Consider the following 20,030-nt stretch of genomic DNA (forward strand, 5'->3'; position numbering starts at 1 on the left):
TTTAAGGATTCACTATCCGAAGAGAGTGAACGAGTCTTTCAAATCGCCCAAATACGATAAAAAAGTAGCATTTCCGCCGATTAGCCAGTATTCTATGCGCTGATTTTTCTTGGTAAAACCGCACTTTTAAGCATGAATATGACTGACAACACCGTTGATCAAACTCAACAAAACAAAAAGCAAATCTACAACCTGAATAAACTGCACAAACGCCTGCGCCGCAATGTCGGCAATGCGATTGCCGATTTCAATATGATTGAAGATGGCGACAAGGTGATGGTGTGCCTTTCCGGCGGCAAAGACAGCTACACGCTACTGGATATTTTGCTGAATCTAAAACTGAGCGCCCCGATTCATTTTGATATTGTGGCGGTCAATTTAGATCAAAAACAGCCGGGCTTCCCTGAGCATATTTTGCCTGAATATTTAGCCTCAATCGGCGTGGAATATCAAATCGTGGAAGAAAATACCTACGGGATCGTCAAAGAGAAAATCCCCGAAGGCAAAACCACCTGCTCACTCTGCTCTCGCCTACGCCGTGGGATTTTATACCGCACCGCAACCGAACTGGGCGCAACCAAAATTGCACTCGGACACCACCGCGACGATATGCTGGAAACCCTGTTTTTAAATATGTTCTACGGCGGAAAATTGAAAAGTATGCCGCCAAAACTGATCAGCGATGATGGCAAACAAATTGTGATCCGCCCGTTGGCGTATTGCAAAGAAAAGGACATTGAAAAATATTCCAAAACCAAAGCGTTCCCCATTATTCCGTGCAATTTATGCGGTTCACAGCCGAATCTGCAACGCCAAGTGGTGAAAGAGATGCTGCAAACATGGGATCGCCAATATCCGGGGCGGATTGAAACCATGTTCAGCGCACTGCAAAACGTGACACCGTCACACTTATGTGATCCGACGTTATTTGATTTTAAAGCTATCCGCCACGGTGAAATCATTCAAGGCGTAGAGGGCGACATTGCGTTCGACAAGGAAGAGCTTAAGCCACTACAGCGGCAAGACGAAGACGATGCACCGGAAATTGAAGCGGATCAACTGATTCTAGTAAAAGAGGTTAAATGAAAAAGCTGTTTGAATGGTTTGAAGCTCGGATAAATCCTTATCCTGACGAAGCACCGACCACTCCGAAAAATAACCTGTTCAGTTTTATCTGGTCGGGCTTAAGTGGCTTACGAGGCTGGCTGTTGCTGCTGATGATTTTTAATGTCGGCATGGGAATTTTCGAAGCCCTGCTGTTTAAAATTATGGGCTCAATTGTTGACTGGCTAACCGAATTTTCGCCGTCAGAACTACTCTCGGCAAAAAGCGACAGCCTATTGTGGATCGCCCTGCTGCTGATTGTCAGCCCGATTTGGCTGTGGCTGCTGTGCAGCATTCGCTTCCAAACCCTGCAAGGGGTGTTCCCGATGCGGTTGCGCTGGAATTTTCACCGTTTAATGCTCGGACAAAGCCTGTCGTTTTATCAAGATGAGTTTGCCGGACGGGTTTCTGCCAAAGTGATGCAAACCGCACTTGCAGTGCGTGATACCGTGATGACCTGCGCCGATATGGTGGTGTATGTGGCGGTGTATTTCATCTCCTCAGGGATTATTTTGGTGCAATTTGACGGCTGGCTATTAGTGCCGTTTTTAGGCTGGCTGCTGTTCTTTTTTGCGATGATGTTCTACTTCGTGCCGAAATTGGCCGACACCGCCAGCAAACAGGCGGATGCACGTTCGTTAATGACAGGCAGAATCACCGATGCCTATGCCAACATTACCACCGTGAAACTGTTTTCACACGGCACGCGCGAATCCAATTATGCCAAATCCTCAATGCAGGAATTTATGCACACCGTACTCGCACAAATGCGTTTGGTGACGCAATTGGAAGTGTGCAACCATATTTTAAACACCCTGCTTGCCGCCTCAACTGCCGGCTTGGGGATTTGGCTGTGGATGCAAGGCAGTATCAATGTGGGCGTGATCGCAGCGGCAACCGCCATGGCGTTGCGGGTGAACGGCTTGTCGCACTGGATGATGTGGGAATCGGCACGTTTGTTTGAAAACATCGGCACGGTGCAAGACGGCATGAGTACCCTTTCCAAACCGCATACCGTGGTCGACAGCAAAACAGCGAAACCGTTAGTGGTGAGCGGCGGCGATATTCAGTTTAATCAAGTAGATTTCAACTACGATGAAAACCGCACATTGCTAAAAGACTTCAACCTGCATATTAAACCGGGCGAAAAAGTCGGCTTAGTTGGGCGTTCAGGTGCGGGCAAATCCACCTTGACTAACCTGCTGCTGCGTTTTTATGACATCAATAACGGGCAGATCTTAATTGACGGGCAGAATATCAAAGACGTCACCCAAGAGAGTTTGCGCGCGCAAATCGGTCTGGTTACTCAAGATACTTCGCTGCTACATCGTTCAGTGCGTGAAAATATTGTGTATGGTCGCCCGAATGTGGACGAAAGTGCGGTATTAAAAGCCGCCGAACAAGCGGCTGCGGATCAGTTTATACCACACTTGCACGATTCACACGGCCGCACGGGCTACGATGCGCATGTGGGCGAACGTGGCGTAAAACTCTCCGGCGGGCAGCGCCAGCGTATTGCCATTGCGCGGGTTATGCTGAAAGATGCACCGATTCTGTTATTGGACGAAGCCACCAGTGCGCTGGATTCTGAAGTGGAAATCGCCATTCAAGAAAACCTCGAAAAACTGATGGCAAACAAAACCGTGATTGCGATTGCCCACCGCCTCTCCACTATTGCGGCAATGGATCGTTTAATCGTGATGGATAAAGGACAAATCGTTGAACAGGGTTCACACCAAGAACTGCTCGCCTTAAACGGCGTTTACGCCAAACTCTGGTCACACCAAAGCGGTGGATTCCTCGCTGAAGACAGCGAATAGTCGATTTATCACAGCAAATAGATTTATTATACAAAAGGCGGTTATGATCAGATCATTAACCGCCTTTTTTATTTGGATAGATTTTCCCGCTACATCGCCGCAATGTATTTCAACATCACACCGGCTGCAATGGCGGAACCGATGACGCCGGCGACATTTGGCCCCATGGCGTGCATCAATAAGAAGTTCTGTGAATCCGATTCTAAACCGACTTTATTCACAACTCGCGCTGCCATTGGCACGGCGGAAACACCGGCAGCACCAATCAGCGGGTTAATCGAGGTTTTGCTAAAGCGGTTTAACAGTTTCGCCATTAATACCCCGCTGGCTGTACCGATACCGAATGCGACCACGCCAAGTAATAAAATGCCTAATGTTTGCGGTTGCAGGAATTTGTCCGCCACCAGTTTAGCGCCGACAGACAGCCCCAAGAAAATGGTGACAATGTTAATCAGCGCATTTTGGGTGGTATCGCTTAAGCGATCAACCACGCCACTTACCCGCATTAAATTGCCGAAACAAAACATTCCGAGCAGAGGCGCCGCATCCGGCAGCAGTAATGCTACCAACAGCAACAACACAATTGGAAACAGAATTTTTTCCTGCTTGCTGACATTGCGTAACTGCACCATACGAATCTTGCGTTCACCTTCATTGGTCAAGGCTTTCATAATCGGCGGCTGAATCAACGGCACCAACGCCATGTAGGAATAAGCGGCAACCGCAATTGCACCCAGCAATTCCGGCGCGAGCTTACTGGACAAATAAATCGCAGTCGGACCATCCGCCCCGCCGATAATGCCGATTGCCGCCGCTTGTGGCAGGGTAAATTCAATCAATCCCAACCAATTGAGCAGCAAAGCCCCCAACACAGTGGCAAAAATCCCAAATTGTGCCGCAGCACCAAGCAATAGTGTTTTTGGGTTTGCTAGCAATGGACCAAAATCGGTCATTGCGCCAACGCCCATAAAAATCACCAACGGTGCGACACCATAGCCGATTGCCACTTTATAGAACAGTGCTAAAATCCCCGTAGTGTAGCCCTGATCAGCGGCATAACTCTCCAGCTGATTCATTACCGACGGAAGTGCGGTATTCATTGCCGCTTTAACCGAATCCAAATCGGCAAGGGTATTCAATTTCGCCGCCACAAACGCCACCTGTTCCGCATTGCCGCTGTGCAACAGATTATCAAGTGCGGTCATCGCCATGCCTGCTTCGGGAATATTGGCAAGCAAACCGCCGAAGCCGATTGGCAACAAAAGCAACGGTTCGAATTTGCGGGCAATCGCAAGCCATAGCAACAACAAGCTGACGACAAGCATGATCGCTTGTCCCAGTTCAAGGTGCATAAAGCCCATGCTGCCTAACAACGCGTAAAGACTTTCCATGATCCGCCCCGCCTTATACCAAGTTCATCAAGCGATCACCCACCGCAACAATACCACCGGCTTTCACCGCGATACCTTGCACGGTTCCGGCTTGTGCGGCGCGAATTTCAGTTTCCATTTTCATCGCCTCCAGCACCAATAGCACTTCATCTTTTGCCACTTGCTGCCCTTCGGACACCACAACTTTCCAGATGTTCCCCGACATTGGAGCCTTAACTTCAACGCCGCCCACCGCTTGCGTTTGTGCAGCTGGCTGAGCGGTTTGTGCCGCTGGTTGTGACGGAGTAATCTCACCGACTTCTCCGCCTTCGCTGACTTTCACCACAAATGCTTTTCCGTCCAGTTCCACGGTGTAAACCGCTGAACCCGATGCCGTTTTAGCAGTCTTAGTTTCGGCTTTCGCATCGACTTTTGGTGACGTTGTCACAGCGGCACTCGGTGCCGGTTCAAATGCCGCCGGATTGCCGCGATTTTCCAGGAATTTCAACCCGACTTGTGGGAATAACGCGACAATCAGCACATCGTCAATCGCATTATCGGCTAATGTAATCCCTTTTTCGGCAGCCAGCGGTTTCACTTCGCCTTCCAATTTTTGCATCTCCGGCGGTAGATGATCCGCCGGGCGATCGGTGATCGGCGAGTCGCCGTTTAATACTTTAGCTTGAAGTGCGGTATCCACCGGCGCCGGGGTGCGTCCGTATTCGCCTTTCAAAATACCCGCGATTTCTTTGGCGATAGTTTTATAGCGTTCGCCCATTAATACGTTGATTACCGCTTGCGTACCGACAATTTGCGAGGTTGGCGTCACCAACGGAATGTAGCCTAAATCCTTACGCACGCGCGGGATTTCCGCTAATACTTCGTCTAACTTTTGTGATGCGTTTTGCTGTTTCAGCTGGCTTTCCAGATTGGTCAACATGCCGCCCGGCACTTGTGCCACTAAAATACGGCTGTCGGTGCCTCTTAATTGTCCTTCAAAGGCGTGATATTTTTTGCGTACATCGCGGAAATAAGCGGAAATTTGTTCCAGCTTCTGAATATTTAAGCCGCTGTCATACGCTGTGTCTTGCAAGGTGGCGACTAACGCTTCGGTTGCCGGATGTCCGTATGTGCCGCTCATCGACGAAATCGCGGTATCTACGCCGTCAACACCGGCTTCAATCGCCTTCAGCAATGCCATTTCCGCCATGCCGGTGGTGGCGTGACAGTGCAAATGCAACCGCACGTCATAACGTTTTTTGATTTCACTGACTAATTCGTAAGCCGCCATTGGGGTTAAAATACCGGACATGTCTTTGATCACCACCGAATCAACGCCGATTTCCAGCAGTTGTTCGGTCACGTCTAACCAGGTATCCAATGTGTGCACCGGGCTGGTGGTGTAGCTCAAAGTACCCTGCGCGTGCCCGCCGTTTTTCTTCACTGCCTGCAACGCGCAACGCATATTGCGCGGATCGTTCATCGCATCAAATACCCGGAACACGTCCATACCGCTGGCAACCGCTCTTTCAACAAAACGTTCGACCACGTCATCGGCATAATGGCGATAGCCCAATAAGTTTTGCCCGCGCAGCAACATTTGCAATGGCGTTTTCGGCAGCGCTTTTTTCAGCTCACGCAAACGCACCCACGGATCTTCGCCTAAATAGCGGATACAAGAATCGAACGTCGCACCGCCCCAAGCTTCTAGTGACCAGTAGCCGATTTGATCCAGATCTGCCGCAATCGGCAGCATATCATCCAAACGTAAGCGGGTTGCAAACAAAGATTGGTGCGCATCGCGCAACACCACATCGGTAATCGCTATTGGTTGTGCTGATTTTGTCATGTTAGAACTCCATTAAAATAAAAAATTAATTGTTTTGTTGTTGGCGGCGGTGATGGGCAATAGCAGCAACAATAATCGGACGCAACGCATCAACATCATTCACTGCACCGGCCGCATTTGCGCTAACATTAGATACTTGCTTACTCTGTGTTGATTTAATCGTTTCGGGAAAAAAGCGGTTAACCGTATTTGACATTAAACGAATGGCAAAAATAAGTATCAAAAGAAACAACAGGACAAAGCCCATTCCGGAAAGCATCAGGTTGACGCCTTCCCCCATTAATTCTGCAGCTGTCATATTTTCAGACCTCTAAGGTTAAGGAACTAAAAGCGGTTTTGATATAGCATACTGAAAGTCACTACCCAAAAGATTGTGATAGATCAAATCGTATTGAGATAAATGCTTGTTTTTATTTACCGCAAGCGCTGCTAAAATGCAATCAGTTTTTCATTAATCGGAGACGACGATCATGGATTTTCAATTTACGCTCGACTACCAAACGAAGCCCATCGCACGCTGCAGCATGGAACATGAAGCGCTGGCTAATTGGATTAACAGCGAAATATATGGTGATTTACAAAAATTGGCGATGGTGCTTGCCGCCATCGACAGCGCCAAACGGAGCCGCAATTCCGCCGATGAACAACAATTGATCGGACATGAGTTTTCGGTATCCATTAACGCCGAAGAAGTGATGATCCAAGCTAATAACCTGACATTCGACCACGGCGACGAGCTGGAAAACGGTTTTAACTACTACGATCAAGAAAGTTTGGCTTTCTGCGGTTTGGAAGATTTTGAACGGTTTTTGTTGCAATACCGCACTTTCATTCAACAACGCTAAAACTGTATTGATTTTTTTACACAACAAAATAAATCATAATTTTTAACAACTTAGCCGAAATATTCGGCTATCGAAAAATATATTGCCACGCTGATCACAAATTTAAATAACTTCGTTTGAACTTCCCGCTTTCTTTTCCTATTATCCGCCGCGCACAACATCCAACACTTAAATTATTTTTATAACAATAATAATACCGTTACTAAATCAACTATTTGGAGATCCGTATATGGAAATCAGCAGCAAATCATTGCCGGTGCCGGCAAGTAAAAAATGGAATAAATTAGACAGTGCCTGGGTGTTAAATCTGTTCGGTACCGCAGTCGGTGCCGGGGTGCTCTTTCTACCGATTAACGCCGGCATGGGCGGTTTCTGGCCGTTAGTCTTAATGGCGCTGATTGTCGGGCCGATGACCTACTTGGCACACCGCGGGCTAAAACGCTTCGTGTTGTCATCCAAAAATCCGGGCAGCGACATCACCGAAGTGGTGGAGGAACATTTTGGTAAAACCGCCGGCAAATTGATCACTCTGCTCTACTTCTTTGCGATTTTCCCGATTCTGTTAATCTACGGCGTCGGCATCACCAACACCGTGATCTCTTTTATGGAAAATCAACTGCATATCGCCGTGCCACCGCGTATGATTTTATCCATTATCCTGATCGCAGGGCTGATCAGCGTAATGCTGATGGGCGAAAAATTCATGCTGAAAGTCACCGAATGGCTGGTATATCCGCTGGTTGCGATTTTGTTCGCGCTGTCGATTTATCTGATCCCCGAATGGACCACCGCATCGCTGCAGCAAGTGCCGGATAGCGGCGCGTTTTTATCAACGCTTTGGTTGACCATTCCGGTGTTGATTTTCTCCTTTAACCATTCACCGGCGATTTCTGCATTTACCCTGTCACAACAACGTGAATACCGCACTTTGGAAGCAACCGAACAGCACAGTAATCGCGTATTACGCGGCACTTCAACCTTGCTGCTGTTGTTTGTGATGCTGTTCGTGTTTAGTTGTGTATTAACTTTAACGCCGGAAGAATTGGCATTAGCGAAAACCCAAAATATTTCCATTCTTTCCTTTTTAGCCAATAAGTTTGATAATCCGTATATCTCGTATTTCGGTCCGTTAGTCGCCTTTTTAGCCATCACCAGTTCGTTCTTCGGGCATTATCTCGGCGCGCGTGAAGGTTTGGCGGGGCTGATCACCAAAATGAACCGCGATGCCGGCAAACCGGAAATCAATCGTAAAAAACTGAATTACATTACCGCACTTTTCTTTTTATTCTCACTGTGGATCGTAGCGGCGCTGAATCCTAGCATTTTGGGGTTAATCGAATCGTTAGGCGGCCCGATTATCGCGATGATTCTGTTTATCATGCCGATGTACGCCGTTCGCCATGTGCCGTCAATGCAGCGTTATCGCGGCAAACTGAGCAATGTGTTTGTGACCGTGATGGGGTTAATTGCCATTTCCGCTATCGTTTATATCCTTTTCCGTTAAAAGCGCAAATGTAGTATGATACGCGCCAAACCTCTGCGCTCGGAAAAGTCGCTGTCGCAGAGGTTTTGTTGTTAATAATAAGAAAAATTTCAGGTATTTATGATTAGTGTTTTTGATATTTTTAAAATCGGAATCGGGCCGTCCAGCTCGCACACCGTCGGCCCGATGAAAGCGGGGAAACAGTTTGTTGACGCGCTTGAACAACAGCAATTATTGCCGCAAATCGATCAAATCAAAGTCGATGTTTACGGCTCGCTTTCACTCACCGGACGCGGCCACAGCACCGATACCGCAGTGATTATGGGCTTGGCGGGTTATCTGCCGGACGATGTGGAAATCGAGACCATTCCGCACTTTATCGCCAAAGTCAAACAAACCGCACTTTTATCGATTGCGCGTGGGCAGCAGCAAGTGAAGTTCGAGTTTGATAACGATCTGATTTTCCAAAAAACCTTTTTGCCACGCCATGAAAACGGCATGACCTTGCACGCGTTGCAACAAGGCAAAACCGTATATTCACAAACTTATTACTCGATTGGCGGCGGCTTTATCGTGGATGATGAAAATTTCGATCAAACCGAAGACGCCGCGTTAGACGTACCTTATCCTTACCAAAGCGCAAACGACATTTTGCAGCACTGCAAAAGTAACGGCTTATCCGTTTCCGGAATGATGTTGCAAAATGAAATCGCCCTGCACGGGCAAAGTGCGGTCAACGACTACTTGCAACGCATCTGGCAAACCATGTCGGACTGTATGCAGCGCGGTATGCACACCGAAGGGCTGTTGCCCGGCCCACTCAAAGTCAGCCGCCGCGCAACCGCACTTCGGCGAATGCTGGAGTCCAACAACAGCCTCTCCAATGATCCGATGAAGATCATCGACTGGGTAAATATGTTTGCCTTGGCAATCAATGAAGAAAATGCCGCCGGCGGACGGGTCGTCACTGCGCCGACCAACGGTGCGTGTGGCATTGTGCCCGCGGTGCTGGCGTATTATCAGCAATTTATCGCGCCGCTGACCGACGAAACCATTGAACGCTACCTGCTCACCTGCGGGGTCATCGGTTCGTTATACAAAATGAACGCCTCAATTTCCGGCGCGGAAGTGGGCTGTCAAGGGGAAGTGGGCGTGGCTTGTTCCATGGCGGCAGCGGGCTTAACCGAAATTTTGGGCGGTACGCCGGATCAAGTGTGCATTGCCGCTGAAATCGGCATGGAACATAACTTAGGGCTGACCTGCGATCCGGTGAACGGGCAAGTGCAAGTGCCGTGCATCGAACGCAACGCCATCGCCTCGGTCAAAGCCATCAACGCCAGCCGTATGGCACTGCGCCGCTCCGGCAGCCCGTCGGTTAGCTTAGACAAAGTGATCGAAACCATGTACGAAACCGGCAAAGACATGAACTCCAAATACCGCGAAACCTCCACCGGCGGTTTGGCGATTAAGATTTTGCCATGTGATTAACCCTCAAAGTGCGGTTTTGCACAGCTCAAACCGCACTTCTCTCGACAATCAAAATTGCGTCCGCGCAGTAACGTTCCTATAATGTGACAAAATAACACATTATAGAGGGTTATATGAGTAACCCGTCGCGTATTACCACCAGAATTGATCTCAATACGCAAGTGTTGTCATTGCAAGCCACACGATTATCAGACGTTGCCAGCGTTAACTCATTTGTAGTGAATGCCGCCGTTGAAAAGGCGAAAGCCATTCTGCAAGCAAAAAATATCATCAAGCTTAACCAAGAGGTCTGGCGAATTCAGGTCTGCCTTGATATTTGGGGCTGTCGGTCAATTAATGAGCTAAGTATCTGTTTACCCTGCGTAGGGTCTAAAAAATTACCCACTATTTCTACTATGCCTTTTTATGTGAATTGTCAGATCAGGTCTGATCTTCTACAGTGTTACTGATAATTTCCATCCACCGGTTTAATGCTTTCCCATTTATTGCACGATGGGCAGTTCCAAACGAGGCGGTGACTACGGTAGCCGCAATGATCACAGCGGTAGGAAAAACTTTGTCCGATTTTATTTTCTACCAGCTGTTGTAAACGGATCAGGCTCTCTTTTGCCCGCCCATTTTCAGCTTCATCAATATCATATTGGATCAAGCGGTTGAAAATATCCATGCTGGGAATGTCGTTCAATTGTTGGTATAAATTCGCCTGCGCCACCGCCGCACCGCTCTTGTTGTCGATCAGCTCCGCCAAAGCGAGTTCTATCGCACCGCTCTTATATTGCTGTTTGGCTTTGATCAGAAACAGCTCGTAGTTATTTTCTTGCTGTAACTGTTGATAACACCATTTCAAGTGCGGTAACACTTCAGACAGAAACGCCGGATTTTGTTGCAGCACGTTTTCAAAATAGTCGATAGCGGCATGAAAATCTTGTTCGCGCATTTCAAGATACGCCAATTCGATTGAGGCTCTAACACAGCTCGGCGACACCGCAAGCGCACGTTTTAGCAATGATTTTTGTTCTTTGGCAGCCAGTTCTTCACTGGCAACATATTCACAGTAATAATGTGCCAATTCCACGTTATTCGCCTTTGGGAAGACCTTTTGGCGCTTCTCAGTGACATCAATCGCTTTTTTCCACTCTTTGGTTTTTTGATAGATTTTCGCCAGTTGTTTTAACGCATTATTGGCAAATTCCGGCTCATCAACCAAGCTGATGTAAATATTTTCAGCACGATCAAGAAAGCCGACTTTCATGTAGTCGAAAGAGAGTTGCTGTTTCGCCAGCAATTTTTGGTCAAAGCTGAAATTCGGATCGTCCACCAAGTTTTGGTGAATCCGAATCGCGCGATCGACTTCACCGCGTGAGCGGAACAGATTGCCTAAGGTGAGAGATGCCTCAAATTGAGAATCGCTGTGGATGTCATTTTCGTTTTCCTGCTTTTGCAGCATATCCAAAAACAAATCAACCGCTTTTTCCTGTTGGTTAGACAGCAAAAAATTCACCCCGGTGACATAGTCGCGGGATAATTTATTGCTGACTTCGTCATGCCCTTTTTTGGCATTCCGATAGCCCATATACCAGCCGTAAAGCGCGGCAACAGGCAATAACAGGAAAAGTAATTCAAGCATTATGGTTGCACAGCTTTATCACGGCTTGCCGTCAATTCGGTGATTTGCTGCGTTTGACGTTTGATTTGGCGGTTAAGGCGCAGGTTTTTCACTTTTAAGCGTAACACGAAAAATGCGCAGATAATCCAGCCCAGCAACAGCCCTAAGCCAAATAAAATCGCTGCCAGTGAGGATAACTGCAATTCGCTTTTGGCGATGATGTAGTTGAATGAAATCACTTGATCATTATCGGCTCCGATAGTAATTGCCACAATCACGATAGCCAAGACGATCACAAAGCCTAAAATGTATTTAATCATGCTATTCTCCTGAATTTTATAGCGAATGGGTTCTATTATGCCAAAAATCTGAGTTAGCATATAGACAAAATCACCGATAAAGCAGGATTTATTTTCAGCTAGCCGGGAAATTCGACTATTTCAATCGTTGTCGCCGACAAGAAAGTTAGCGGATTTTAGCCCAACAGACATACCGCACTTTGGCACTCAAAGTGCGGTCACGTTATCACGAGCATAAAAAAACGGCACTTTTCAGTGCCGTTGTATATACTTAATTGGTTTCGTTCACACGTTCTCTAAGCTCTTTACCCGCCTTGAAGTGAGGAACATACTTCGCGTCCAAATCTACTTTTTCACCGGTTTTCGGGTTGCGCCCGATCCTCGGTTGGCGGTAGTGAAGCGAGAAGCTGCCAAAGCCCCGAATTTCAATGCGATCTCCGTCTTCCAGAGTTTGCGACATTGATTCAAGGATACTCTTAACCGCATTTTCTACGCTTTTTACCGGAACTGTATGATTTTGTTGAATCAAACTTTCGATAAGCTCTGATTTAGTCATGTTGTCTCCTCATTTTAGACGGATACCGACATCAGTATCCGTATGTGAAGTTCAATTAATTATTCGCCTTTTGACGCAGCTTTAAACGCTTCTGCCATTGCATTCGGAATTGCTTCTTCTTGCTTATTCACATTAGCTACAGCTGCGCTGTCTTCCGCTTCGTCTTTCGCACGAACGGACAGGTGTACAGTGCGAGATTTGCGATCAACACCGGTGTATTTCGCTTCAACTTCGTCACCAACGCTCACCACAGTTGTTGCGTCTTCGATACGCTCACGCGCTAAATCTGCCGCACGAACATAACCTTCAGCACCGCCTTCCAGTTCTACTTTAACACCTTTCGCGTCAACTTCAACTGCTTTACCTTTAACAACAGCGCCTTTTTTGGTTGCTGCAACAAAGTTGTTGAACGGATCTTCTTCTAATTGTTTGATGCCTAAAGAGATACGCTCTTTAACTGCGTCAACTTGAAGGACGACAGCGGCAACTTCGTCGCCTTTTTTGTAGTTACGAACCGCTTCTTCGCCTGCAACATTCCAAGAAATGTCAGACAAGTGAACCAGACCGTCGATACCGCCTTCTAAACCGATGAAGATACCGAAATCAGTGATAGATTTGATTTTGCCTTCAACGCGATCACCTTTTTTGTGAGTCTCGTCGAATTGCTGCCATGGGTTGGCTTTACATTGTTTCAAGCCTAAAGAAATACGGCGACGTTCTTCGTCGATTTCCAACACCATCACTTCAACTTCATCACCAACGCTAACGACTTTAGATGGGTGAATGTTTTTGTTAGTCCAATCCATTTCTGAAACGTGAACCAAACCTTCAACGCCGTCTAAAATTTCAACGAAGCAGCCGTAGTCGGTTAAGTTAGTCACTTTACCGCTTAATTTGCTGTTTACCGGGTGATTTTCAGCGATAGCAACCCAAGGATCTTGACCTAATTGTTTTAAGCCTAAAGATACGCGAGTACGATCACGATCGAATTTCAAGACTTTAACCGTGATTTCATCACCCACATTCACGATTTCGCTTGGGTGTTTAACACGTTTCCAAGCCATATCTGTGATGTGTAACAAGCCGTCAACACCGCCTAAATCTACGAATGCACCGTAGTCGGTCAGGTTCTTAACGATACCTTTAACCACTGCGTCTTCTTGCAGATTTTCCAACAATTGCTCACGCTCTTGGCTGTTTTCGGTTTCAATCACAGCACGACGGGAAACAACTACGTTGTTGCGTTTTTGATCCAGCTTGATTACTTTGAATTCTAACTCTTTACCTTCCAAATGTAAGGTGTCACGGATTGGACGAGTATCTACCAGTGAACCCGGTAAGAATGCACGCACACCGTTCAACTCAACTGTGAAGCCGCCTTTCACTTTACCGTTGATTAAACCGATAACAGTCGCTTGTTCTTCGTAGGCTTTTTCCAGTTCGATCCAAGATTCATGGCGAACCGCTTTTTCACGAGACAGTTTAGTTTCACCGAAGCCGTCTTCAACAGCGTCCAGAGCCACTTTTACTTGGTCGCCGATTTGAACGTCTAATTCGCCTTGGGCGTTCAGAAATTCTTCAACAGGGATTGCGGATTCAGATTTTAAACCTGCGTCAACCAATACAAAACCTTTTTGGATAGCAACAACAGTACCGTTAACGATAGAACCTTGACGGGTTTCAAGTTCTTTTAGGGATTCTTCAAATAATTGAGCAAAAGATTCAGTCATATTTAATCTTCAAATAAATTAATAACGTCCATTTGAATTCCTTCCAAATGGGGCTGTTTCAATCAGTTCATTCGTCCTTGAACAAACCATAGTTTAAAAATCAAGCGCACGCATTTATGCGCTGATCGATATATTGTAACGCTTTTTCGACAACTTCGCTAATACTTAATGCGGTTGAATCCAATAAAAGTGCATCATCAGCGGCTTTTAGCGGCGCAACTTCACGATTACGGTCGCGGAAATCCCGTTCTTTGATTTCGGTGAGAATTTGCTCGTAATCGGCATTGATGCCTTTTTGTTCCAATTGCTTAAAGCGGCGGTTGGCGCGTTCTTCCGAACTGGCATCTAAAAAGATCTTCGCTTGCGCTTGCGGAAACACCACCGTGCCCATATCCCGACCATCGGCAATCAGCCCTTTTTCGCTGCTGAAATCTCGTTGCCGCTGTAACAATGCCGACCGCACTTTGGGGAATGGCGCCACTTTTGAGGCATTATTGCCAGCGATTTCGGTGCGAATCTCGGCACTCACGTCTTCGCCTGCCAATAACACGCTCACCTTACCATTTTCCGGCACAAAGCGAATATCGAGCGTTGCCGCCAACTCGGCAAGTGCGGTTTCATCGTCAAGCGCAACCGCACTTTTCACCGCCGCTACGCCCAATACCCGATAAATCGCCCCTGAATCCAACAATTCAAAGCCGAACGTTTGCGCCAGTGCCTGACACAATGTGCCTTTGCCGACGCCACTTGGACCGTCAATGGTGATAACGATATTTTTGTTCATGTGTTCTCTCATATTCTAAAAAGCCATTAATGCTCAACTTGAGTGCTAACGCCCTCCCTCCGCCAGCGGAGAGAGGGAAATTGTAATGCCGAATCAACGTTAATCCTAAAATGAATTTATGCTAAACGATATTTCTCGGCAAACAAATGTGGTACATCGCTAAACACCGCAAACACGCCCCAATTAAATAACTCATTGGCACGCATGGTGCTGTTCACCGTATAAACCGCCACTTTATAACCCGCTTGATTGAATCGTGCCACCGTTTCACGCGTCAATCCTTGTTGCGACAAATGAATATACTCCGCTCCGACCCACTCCAACACGGTGAGCGCATCATCTAACGATTGAAATGATTCATATAGACACGCCACCGCCAATTGCGGACAGCGTTTTTTCAGCTCGGCAAGAAACAGATGATTGAAACTGGAGATGATCACCTGCCGTTCCGGCTCAAGTGCGGTCAATGCCTGCTGTAAGCCGTCTAACAGGCTCAATGCCATCGCCTTGCCCGCTTCACAACTTTTGATTTCAATATTGGCGTTTAATTTCTGTTCATTCATCAGTTGAACCAATTGCGCTAACGTCGGCAACGGCTCGCCTTGAAATGCCTCGCCAAACCACGAACCGGCATCAATGCCGTTCAAATCCGCCTGCGTAAAATGGTAATAACCGCCACTGCGGCTAGTGCAGCGATCCAGTGTTGAATCATGGGTGAGTATCACCGTACCGTCGCCGATCACGTCAATATCACATTCAAACCAGTTAATCTGATGTTCGCTACACAATTTGATTGCAGCCAACGTATTTTCCGGCGCAAGCGCAGACACGCCACGATGGGCATAGACTCGGTGTTGCATTTGTTTCTCCTTTGTTTCTCCTTTTGATTTTCTCCCTTTGCCTTGCGAACATCTTCAAAAATTTTCGCCCTCTCCGCTAGCGGAGGGGGCTGCCGAAGGCTGGGGGAGGCTGTGTTTTATTATAATGGTGTTACCACCCAACAGTTATGAATCTGTTTATTGCGTTCAAAATCCAACGGCAAGGTTTTGGCGGAAATTTCCTGTGCTTGCAAGCCAAGTGCGGTCAAGCCGTCAAAATCCATTTTAAAGCCACGTTTATTGTTAGAGAAAATAATCGTCCCGTTCGGGCGGATAATGTTTTTCAGCATCGTCATTAATTTCAAGTGATCACGCTGCACGTCCCAACTGTCTTCCATGCGTTTAGAGTTGGAGAACGTTGGCGGATCGACAAAGATCAAATCAAATTGCTGCTTGCAGTTCGCCAACCATTGCAAACAATCGGCTTGAATAATTTTGTGTTGTCGCCCTTCGGCAAAGCCGTTCAAAATGAGATTCTGCTCTGCCCAGTTTAAATAGGTGTTAGACATATCCACCGTGGTGGTGGTTTTTGCACCACCTAATGCGGCGTGCACCGTTGCCGAGCCCGTGTAGGCAAACAGGTTCAAGAAATCCTTGCCCTTTGCCATTTCCCCGACCATTTTGCGGGTTAAACGGTGATCCAAGAACAAGCCCGTGTCGAGATAATCGGTCAAGTTCACCCATAATTTCGCGCCATATTCCTGAACGTCAAAATACTCGCCCTGAGCGCCCAGTTTCTCATATTGGCTGCTGCCTTTCTGTTTTTGGCGCACTTTCAACACCAATTTATTGGTGGCAACGCCCGTCACGTGTAACGTGGCGCTCACGGCATCAAGCAAACGTTGGCGCGCTTTCGCAGGGTCAATATTTTTCGGGGCGGCGTATTCTTGCACCACAATGTAATCGGCATAGCGATCCACGGCTAAATTGTATTCGGGCAAATCGGCATCATATAAGCGGTAAGCGTCTAATCCTTGCTGCTGCGCCCATTTTTCGATTTTTTTACTGTTTTTCTGCAAGCGGTTAGCAAAATCTTGCGCCAGCGTTGCCTGCCCTGAAACCGCACTTTGCACCAAATCATCGGTGTTTTCGCCACCATTTGCTGACGGTTGAAGTGCGGTTGCGGCTTTAATCTGATAATTTTTCTGCAAACATTCCAACGGTCCGTTTTTGGCTTTAAATTGGCGGTGTGAACGCAAGCGGATACAGTTGAGTAATTCAGGTTCAGCACTAAAAATCGACACATTCCAACCACCAAATTGTTCTTTCAAACGCTGCCCAAACACCGAATACAACGCAATCAACGCAGGGGTTGTGCCCAAGCGCTCGCCGTATGGTGGATTACACACCACTGTGCCTGTTTCCGCTGGCGAGCACGGATTTTTGAGCGCCGCCACGTCCCCTTGTTTAAAGCGGATCAAATGCGCCACGCCCGCTTGTTTGGCGTTATTCTGGGCTTTTTGTAACACCCGATGATCAAGATCAAAACCGTAAAAGTGCGGTTGCGGATTTTGCTGCGCGTGCAGTGCGGCTTGCTGTTCTGCGGCTGACCGCACTTGCTGCCAGCAATCGTATTGATGCCCTTTCCAGTGATCAAAGCCCCAATGCAGCCGCCCCAATTGCGGTGCAATGCCCGCTTCGATTTGTGCCGCTTCAATTAACAGCGTGCCTGAGCCGCACATCGGATCAACCAACGGCGTGCCCTTTTCCCAGCCAGAACGCAACACCGCCGCCGCCGCCAAGGTTTCACGCAGTGGCGCTTTGCCACTCTCTTCACGGTAGCCGCGCAAATGCAATGCCTCACCGCTTAAATCTAACGAAATAATCAACTCTTCACGGTTCAGATTGGCATGGATTCGAATATCGGGGTACGCTTTTTCCACGTTCGGGCGTGGCTCGCCACGGCGTTCAAAATAATCGACAATCGCATCTTTCACCCGCATTGCGCCAAATTGGGTGTGGCGAATGGCTTGGTTAGTACCGTTAAAATCCACTAAAAAGCTGCTTTTGCTGTCGAAATGTGCCAACCAATCAAAATTGGTGACCGTGGAATAGAGATCGATATCGTCATACACTTTGCCGTGCGTCAAAGGCAATAAGATCCGAGAAGCCAAACGGCTCCAGAGTAAAGTGCGGTATAATGTGGCATCGTCTGCTTGATAAGCAACACCGCCTTGCTTAATTTGGCACGCCTCTGCGCCAAGTGCGGTGAGTTCAACTTTTAATAATTCTTCAAATCCACGCGCGGTGGTGGCAAACAATGTGTTCATCGTTTTCATGGGGTCATCTGCTCTCAATCGGTCTTTCGTTGAGGCGCAGTATAGCAAAGTTGGGGGGAATGAGCAGGTTATATTCTTTCAATAAATCATCAAAAGACACAAGCGCTAAAGTTCCATTCGTTTTATCGCGCAAATATTCTTCAATATCGGGGGAATCTTGCAATCCATGCGCTGACAATACCGCCTGCTTGGCTTTTATCTTGTTGCATAAAAAATCCCAACCGCACTTGGCGATTGGGATTGCATTAAGAAATGGTATGGTTTTCGTTATTGTGTATTTTCGTTGGTCAATAACTTGCCTTGGTATTCGCCCGTTAAGCTCTGCAAAAACGCCACCATATCCTTGACATCTTTTTCTGGCAAGGTTACGCCCGTTTGATATTTCAACATCAACTCAACTGCGTGTTGTAAATTCTCAGCTTGTGCATCGTGGAAATACGGTGCGGTAAGTTCGATATTGCGCAAACTCGGCACTTTGAAACGGTGTTTATCGCGCGGATCTTGGGTTTGGTTAAAGCGTCCGAGATCGTCTGCGCTGATCGCTTTGCCGCGATTGGCGAAATAATTAGATTTGGTGCCGAGCAATTCATACGAGCTGCCGCCCATGTTCACGCCGCTGTGACAGGTGTCACATTTGTATTGTTGGAATAATTCGTAACCGCGCGCTTGGCTTGCCGTTAAGGCTTTTTCGTCACCTTTCAAGAAACGGTCGAATGGGCTGTTCGGTGTAATTAAGGTTTTCTCAAATTCCTCAATCGCATCGGTGATATTATCGCCGCTGAAACCGTCAGGATAAACCGCTAAAAATGCGGCTTTCAAACTTTCGTCTTGATCCAATCTGGCGATAATTTCCTCCCAGTCTTTTGCCCCCATTTCAACCGGGTTAAACGGCGGCCCGCCGGCTTGTTCCGCTAAGGTTGCGGCGCGACCGTCCCAGAATTGTACAAAGTTAAACGCCGCGTTATACACCGTCGGCGCATTAATGCCGCCTTTTTGTCCGTGAATGCCGGTTGAAGTCGGTAAATTATCCACCCCACCGCTGTTTAAGCCGTGGCAACTGGCGCAAGAAACACTGTTATCGCCCGAAAGTGCGGCGCTGTGGAATAACAAATTACCTAGTTCCACTTTTTTCGGATCAACCGGCAGTTTGTCAGGAATCGGCTGAATAAAGCGGCTAGCGGAAGTGCCTTCGGTTTCCGTTGGCAGCAAATAGGCTTGACGCTGTTCGCGGATCCAGTCCAGCAACACTTTTTGCTCTTGTGCATTGAGCGATGATCCCCAATGCACATGAATAAACGATTTTACAGGCATTTCATCATTAATCGCCACTCGCTCCAATTTTGCCAATGCCGAAGCAGACAAATTTTGCGGGTGATCCAAATGCGCGGTAATATCACTGAGTAAAAAATGATCCAGCGCCTTGTCAATATCATCTTGCATAATGCCGTTAATGATCGGTAATTTAATATAAAACGGCACTTCGGCATTTTGGGTGTGGCAATATTGGCATTGGTTATCATAAAAAATATACTCCACCGCTTTTGCCGCCGGATTTTGTACCGCACTTTGTGCCAGCCATTTCTCTTTTTGTTGATTATCGAAGTGGTTGACATATGTCACGGTGGCTAAAAAACCCGCTACGCCCACGCCGATAAGCGAAAAAATTATTTTTTTATTCATCTTTGCGCCCTTAGTTTAGGTTAAAATATCATCAATAAAACTCACCACAACTTCCGAGGTAGTTTCCGTTATTTTTAACTTTGATTTTTTGATTAATATCAAGGGATTTAATTTGTATTACCTATCGTTCTAATAGGCTTATTTTTTACATGGTTTCTAAATCAGCGCGATAAAACGCCGTTAAGCCATTTTTACTATTTGCAACCCTGCCGATTTATACTAAAATTCACCACAAAATTTAAACCTAATTATTAACAAA

Annotated in this window: 18 protein-coding genes; 6 read left to right on the plus strand and 12 right to left on the minus strand. The window is 47.1% G+C overall.

All coding sequences use genetic code 11. The features are described from left to right. Positions 1–138: 138 nt before the first annotated feature. Complete coding sequence (ttcA, locus tag ACUHGC_RS09025) at positions 139–1,086, plus strand: tRNA 2-thiocytidine(32) synthetase TtcA (RefSeq protein ID WP_446833006.1); 948 nt, start codon at positions 139–141, stop codon at positions 1,084–1,086. Further along, positions 1,083–2,924 carry an ABC transporter ATP-binding protein gene (locus tag ACUHGC_RS09030; RefSeq protein ID WP_446833007.1) on the plus strand — a complete coding sequence of 614 codons (1,842 nt, stop codon included), beginning with the start codon at positions 1,083–1,085 and terminating at the stop codon, positions 2,922–2,924. Before ttcA ends, ACUHGC_RS09030 begins: the two co-directional genes overlap by 4 nt. An 89-nt stretch (positions 2,925–3,013) precedes the next feature. Here the strand turns inward: ACUHGC_RS09030 and ACUHGC_RS09035 are convergent, their stop codons facing one another. From ACUHGC_RS09035 to ACUHGC_RS09045, 3 genes are read right to left on the minus strand one after another with little or no spacing between them, the layout of a single operon-like run. After that, positions 3,014–4,315, minus strand: coding sequence for a sodium ion-translocating decarboxylase subunit beta (locus tag ACUHGC_RS09035; protein WP_446833008.1), 1,302 nt, complete (start codon positions 4,313–4,315; stop codon positions 3,014–3,016). 13 nt (positions 4,316–4,328) lie between these two features. Then, positions 4,329–6,143 carry a sodium-extruding oxaloacetate decarboxylase subunit alpha gene (oadA, locus tag ACUHGC_RS09040; RefSeq protein ID WP_446833009.1) on the minus strand — a complete coding sequence of 605 codons (1,815 nt, stop codon included), beginning with the start codon at positions 6,141–6,143 and terminating at the stop codon, positions 4,329–4,331. A gap of 25 nt (positions 6,144–6,168) precedes the next feature. After that, positions 6,169–6,441, minus strand: coding sequence for an oxaloacetate decarboxylase subunit gamma (locus ACUHGC_RS09045; RefSeq protein ID WP_446833010.1), 273 nt, complete (start codon positions 6,439–6,441; stop codon positions 6,169–6,171). Positions 6,442–6,613: 172 nt separating this feature from the next. Here ACUHGC_RS09045 and ACUHGC_RS09050 point away from each other — a divergent pair, with 172 nt between their 5' ends. The 4 genes from ACUHGC_RS09050 to ACUHGC_RS09065 all read left to right on the plus strand — a co-directional run bounded on the left by ACUHGC_RS09050 (position 6,614) and on the right by ACUHGC_RS09065 (position 10,408). Next, the gene (locus tag ACUHGC_RS09050; protein WP_446833011.1) at positions 6,614–6,988 is read left to right on the plus strand and encodes a UPF0231 family protein; all 375 of its coding nucleotides are present in this window, start codon (positions 6,614–6,616) and stop codon (positions 6,986–6,988) included. Between the two features lie 229 nt (positions 6,989–7,217). Further along, complete coding sequence (locus ACUHGC_RS09055; RefSeq protein ID WP_446833012.1) at positions 7,218–8,492, plus strand: HAAAP family serine/threonine permease; 1,275 nt, start codon at positions 7,218–7,220, stop codon at positions 8,490–8,492. A 99-nt stretch (positions 8,493–8,591) separates the two neighbouring features. After that, positions 8,592–9,959 carry an L-serine ammonia-lyase gene (locus ACUHGC_RS09060; protein WP_446833013.1) on the plus strand — a complete coding sequence of 456 codons (1,368 nt, stop codon included), beginning with the start codon at positions 8,592–8,594 and terminating at the stop codon, positions 9,957–9,959. A 113-nt stretch (positions 9,960–10,072) separates the two neighbouring features. After that, complete coding sequence (locus ACUHGC_RS09065) at positions 10,073–10,408, plus strand: type II toxin -antitoxin system TacA 1-like antitoxin (RefSeq protein ID WP_446833014.1); 336 nt, start codon at positions 10,073–10,075, stop codon at positions 10,406–10,408. On the opposite strand, the gene lapB is transcribed toward ACUHGC_RS09065, so the two are convergent. From lapB to ACUHGC_RS09110, 9 genes are all read right to left on the minus strand, one after another. Beyond that, positions 10,402–11,586: a lipopolysaccharide assembly protein LapB gene (gene lapB, locus ACUHGC_RS09070; RefSeq protein ID WP_446833015.1), complete on the minus strand. Its 1,185-nt coding sequence runs from the start codon at positions 11,584–11,586 to the stop codon at positions 10,402–10,404. The two genes, ACUHGC_RS09065 and lapB, sit on opposite strands and share 7 nt — an antisense overlap. Further along, a complete protein-coding gene (locus tag ACUHGC_RS09075; RefSeq protein WP_446833016.1) occupies positions 11,586–11,885 on the minus strand; it encodes a LapA family protein in 300 nt (99 codons plus the stop codon). Before ACUHGC_RS09075 ends, lapB begins: the two co-directional genes overlap by 1 nt. Positions 11,886–12,135: 250 nt before the next feature. Further along, positions 12,136–12,420 carry an integration host factor subunit beta gene (locus ACUHGC_RS09080; protein ID WP_446833017.1) on the minus strand — a complete coding sequence of 95 codons (285 nt, stop codon included), beginning with the start codon at positions 12,418–12,420 and terminating at the stop codon, positions 12,136–12,138. A gap of 59 nt (positions 12,421–12,479) precedes the next feature. After that, entirely contained in the window at positions 12,480–14,150 is a 1,671-nt protein-coding gene (gene rpsA / locus ACUHGC_RS09085) for a 30S ribosomal protein S1 (protein WP_446833018.1), read from the minus strand. 100 nt (positions 14,151–14,250) lie between these two features. Then, a complete protein-coding gene (cmk, locus tag ACUHGC_RS09090; RefSeq protein ID WP_446833019.1) occupies positions 14,251–14,934 on the minus strand; it encodes a (d)CMP kinase in 684 nt (227 codons plus the stop codon). Positions 14,935–15,050: 116 nt separating this feature from the next. After that, positions 15,051–15,794, minus strand: a complete 744-nt coding sequence (locus ACUHGC_RS09095) for a glycerophosphodiester phosphodiesterase family protein (RefSeq protein WP_446833020.1) — start codon at positions 15,792–15,794, stop codon at positions 15,051–15,053. Between the two features lie 119 nt (positions 15,795–15,913). Beyond that, positions 15,914–18,091: a bifunctional 23S rRNA (guanine(2069)-N(7))-methyltransferase RlmK/23S rRNA (guanine(2445)-N(2))-methyltransferase RlmL gene (rlmKL, locus tag ACUHGC_RS09100; protein ID WP_446833021.1), complete on the minus strand. Its 2,178-nt coding sequence runs from the start codon at positions 18,089–18,091 to the stop codon at positions 15,914–15,916. Positions 18,092–18,095: 4 nt separating this feature from the next. Continuing rightward, positions 18,096–18,269 (minus strand): hypothetical protein, encoded by a 174-nt coding sequence (locus ACUHGC_RS09105; RefSeq protein ID WP_446833022.1) that lies wholly within the window; start codon positions 18,267–18,269, stop codon positions 18,096–18,098. Positions 18,270–18,358: 89 nt separating this feature from the next. Further along, complete coding sequence (locus ACUHGC_RS09110) at positions 18,359–19,771, minus strand: cytochrome c peroxidase (protein WP_446833023.1); 1,413 nt, start codon at positions 19,769–19,771, stop codon at positions 18,359–18,361. Between the last annotated feature and the right edge of the window lie 259 nt (positions 19,772–20,030).

Source organism: Testudinibacter sp. P27/CKL/0425 (genome assembly GCF_052931395.1).